Consider the following 4,172-nt stretch of genomic DNA (forward strand, 5'->3'; position numbering starts at 1 on the left):
GGTATTCCTTGTTTTCTTATATTTTTTATATTTTTAAAAATCAGGACTCGAACTCATCGAATAAGGACTGCAGATCCGCTTCTGATACGGCATCACCAATCACCTCAACGCCATGCAGTTGCTGCTCGCTGGCAAGCACAGTGTTGGGTGTTGAGTTCGGGATCAGGCTCTGAGCCAGATCCTTAATGGTTTGATGTTGAAAAATATGGCCACTGTTTGCATTGAAACCCAGTGTCTGTAATTGGCTCACCAGCTTAATCGCGGTGATTGAATCTCCGCCCAGTGCAAAGAAGTTACAATTAGTGCCAATGTCAGACTGGTTGAGCAGGCTTTTCCAAAGCTCCAGCAATTGCTGTTCCTGATCATTTGCCGGGGGAACGAGCTGATTGTATTCCGGGCTGGGCTCCAGTGAAGCCAGATGGTTTCGATCTATCTTGCCACTGGGGGTGAGTGGTAATTTGTCCATCGCGATGATGAAATCTGGCACCATATAGGCCGGTAGTACCTGACGGAGCTGAAATTGCAACTGCTCGCAATCTTGCGTTTGCGTCGGATCGGCAAAATAGGCGATGAGTTTTTGACTGCCGTTTGGCATGGTGTGCACGACGACGCACACTTTTTCCAGTGCCGCCAGTTGCTGAAGCTGGCGCTCGATTTCTTGTAACTCTATCCTAAAGCCACGAATTTTAACCTGATGGTCATTTCGGCCTAAACAGTAAAGCTCACCTTCGCAATTGATGTAGCCCAGATCGCCCGTACGGTATGCATTGACTGGACCTTGTGGGCTATCCAGCGTGATGAAACGTTCAGCGGTCTGAGATGCTAATCCGACATAGCCCTGACCTACACACGCGCCAGCAATGACAATTTCCCCGCGCATCTGAGGCGGGCAGGGGTTGCCCTGCTCGTCGAGGATATGGATAGCGCAATCATTGATTGGCTGGCCAAGCGGTATATCCTGGCTGGTATTAGGGTCAACCAACTGGCAGGTTGCCCAAACGGTTGCTTCGGTGGGGCCATACATATTCCACAGGCATGCGACTTTGCCATTGAGTGCCTGAGCCAACGTAGTCGGCAGGCGCTCACCGCCAGAGAGGGCGCGCACAGTCGGTTTGCCTTCCCAGCCTGCATCAAGCAACGATTGCCAGCCTGCAGGCGTTGCCTGCATCACGGTAATAGGCAGCGTATTGAGCTGTTGCTTGAGACTCAGACCATCCCTTTGCTGCTGTGGCGCAATGACCACTTCACCGCCAGCCATCAATGGGGCAAACAGCTCCAAAACCGAAATATCGAACGAAATGGGTGTAACCGCCAGCAAGGTATCGTGGCGAGTCAGTGACAACTGAGTGACCATACTGGTCAGGAAATTATCCAGATTCCCATGGTTGATCTTGACTCCCTTGGGTTGTCCGGTCGAGCCTGAGGTAAAAATGATATAGGCAAGCTGATCCGACTCGGGGAGCAGATCCAAGTCCGTTGGTGCCACAGGCTGTGCTCTGAGCTCATCTAAGGTCATCTGAGCAAAAGTGCCACTAAGCTGCTGCGTGTGTTCACACAAGATAAGCTTACACTGGCCTTTTTGTGCAATGTATTCAAGGCGCTGCTGCGGATAATCAGGATCCATCGGAATGTAAATCAGACCAAGGCGCAGGGCTGCAAGCATCGCGATAACCATATCGCAATGGCGCTCAAGCATGAGTCCCAGATGATCGCCTTGTTTGAGTCCCTGGTTTAGCAGGTTTTGTGCCAGTAAATTAATCTGATTATTAAGAGATTCATAACTTATCTGCTGCTGATGACATCGCAGTGCAATGGCATGAGGCTGGTGCTGTGCGTGCTCAGCAAGGGCACCAAGCAGAGTGCGTTTTGGTGCAATCTGTGTCGATGTAAGCTGAGCCAGAGTTGGATACTTAATCTCTGTCAGGGCGCGTTTTAATGTTTGCTCCCGGGTATTCATTAATTGTGTGAGCAAGGGCACCAGGCTGTCGCTCATCATGGTCATCAACTCGCTGCTGAACAGGTCTTCCCGATATTGCCAAAGGATCCGCGCTTCATTTGGTGCGGTGACAATCTTAAGAGTCAAATCGTATTTTGAGGTTGCCTGTGCTGAGCTGACAAACGACCAGCTTTGCGCATCTGAATGTGCCTGGTCGGTACTGGTATGGTTAGATACCAGGATCTGAAAGAGTGGGTTTACGTAAGGCTGACGAGCCGGTTTTAATTGCTCCAGTACGTATTCAAAGGGCACATCCTGATAGCGCATCAGCGCGTTCTGCTTACCCTTAATGTACTCAATGAGTTCAGCAAAAGACCAGTTATAGTCAAGCTGATGGCGCAGTGGTAACAGGTTTAAAAAGCAGCCAAGTACCTGATCCATATTCGCTGTCGGGCGATGGATCACGGGTGTACCGAACATCACATCATCCACTTTACTCCAGTGGCCCAGTAGTATTGCCAGGACGGTATGATAAAACGAAAACTCGGTGATCCGAGCTTCCTGACAAAGATGCTTTACTGAGTCTGCCAGCGTATCGGGAATGGTGACGGGAATGGTTTGCGCTGTGCTGCGGGTGTTCTGTGCATGAGGTGCCTTAAGCGGTAAGCGATGTAGTTGAGGTGCGCCGCGCAAGGTCTCAATGAACGTAGTTGCATGGCGCTGAAAAGCCGGGCTTGTCAGATGTTGCTTTTGCCACAGCGCATAATCGCGATATTGCTCCGTGCGCGATGATGGTGTGGTGTGTTGCTGGTGTGAAGCAAACAGTTGAGCAACAAACGTCTGACAGGCGGTCTCGTCCAGCGCAATGTGATGGAACAACAAACACAAGTCGCAGCCCGTGGCGGTATGGAAAAAGGCAACGCGCACCGGCATATCCGCCTCCAGCTCAAACGAGTAAGCAGAGAAGGTTTGTACCTGCTCCGCCAAATCTTGTTCGCTGCTTTGAGTACACTGGTGATGCTCAACAGTAAGTACCAAATCAGATTGTACTCGCTGATAAACTTCATCGTCTTTTTCGTAGTAGCAGGTATTAAATATTTCATGACTGGAAATCAAATTTCGAATCGTAGTTTCCAGCTCATGTGTATCCCAGCTGTTATCGAACCTGATCCACATTGGAATATTGAAGTCTGTAGTGCCGGGTTGAAGCTGTTGTGTCAGCCAAATACGTTTTTGGCTCAGCGATGCGGGCGCATCACCTGACAAACGAGCAGCCTGCTGTCCTTCAAGGTAGGCAATGATATGAGATTTCCGGCCCGAAATTCTGGACAGAATGGAGCGATCTTTAAGCCGCCTGTTTGTCTTGTAACCCAGTTTTCCATCTTCAATAAACAGCGAAACACCTGCTGAATCTGCTTCCTGGATCAAGCTCTGGATATCCATGTCGCCTCCTTGGATATAGAGAATTGGTTATCTTTGTTTGTTGTTTTTGTTACAGCAATTAACAGTGTTGTTTTCATTTTATTGCAATTCGGATTTAGAGTACCTAAGGCTTGGAAATTGTCAAGATTAAAAAAATTCAAATTTAGTTTGATTTGTGCTCATCTTGTGTGTTTATTAGGTATTAAGTGACTTTTAGTGCTTGCAAATTAATTAATTCATGTTTGTTTGTGTGCACTTACAAACCAAATTGTTTGTTTGTGGTTAATTTTAAGTATTGAAATTGTAAGTTTTATTTTATTGTGTAAATCGGGATGAAAAGTGAACTTTTTGTGCAATGTATGAACAGGCTTGTGCAAAGTTAATAACATCTGAGTTCACTGTCTTGCTGTATGTCATTTTGTATGTTCTGTGTGATTTTTGAGCATGCATGAAGAAGCAGGCGGGGGATTCAGTGCCTTTGTATGAGTCCTGTCTATGGTAATAAAACTTCGCATTGAGTATGCCTTTGATTAAGCAACCACTAACTTAGGTCTGTGAAGAACGGGTAATGGTGAGGCCACTGTGATGGTGTCCGTTATCTCATTCTGCAGTGCCGTTAAACCGAGTCCGGCATCTTGTTTTAAGTTGCTTTGCGCATCGCAAAACGAGAGATATGACGCTTAGTGCAACAATGGTTTGGCCAATCACGGACAGCATAAACAGAGTTACACAGATTCACACTGGTTTGCACGACAACAAGTGCAAGCCCTTATGTACTGAATTTTATAAATATAATAATACCGGGAGAGATACA

1 protein-coding gene is annotated in these 4,172 nt (G+C 47.4%); it reads right to left on the reverse strand.

Features of this window, described 5'->3' with window-relative positions:
• Positions 1–40 precede the first annotated feature (40 nt).
• Positions 41–3,379 carry a non-ribosomal peptide synthetase gene (locus ACXAH1_RS15385; protein ID WP_475197814.1) on the reverse strand — a complete coding sequence of 1,113 codons (3,339 nt, stop codon included), beginning with the start codon at positions 3,377–3,379 and terminating at the stop codon, positions 41–43.
• Positions 3,380–4,172: the final 793 nt, after the last annotated feature.

The organism is Pseudoalteromonas sp. AWH4_217 (genome assembly GCF_056161105.1).

Excerpts from the sequence above, each read along its gene's own strand:
- ACXAH1_RS15385 (WP_475197814.1), bottom strand. The coding sequence starts at position 3,379 with ATGGATATCCAGAGCTTGATCCAGGAAGCAGATTCAGCAGGTGTTTCG.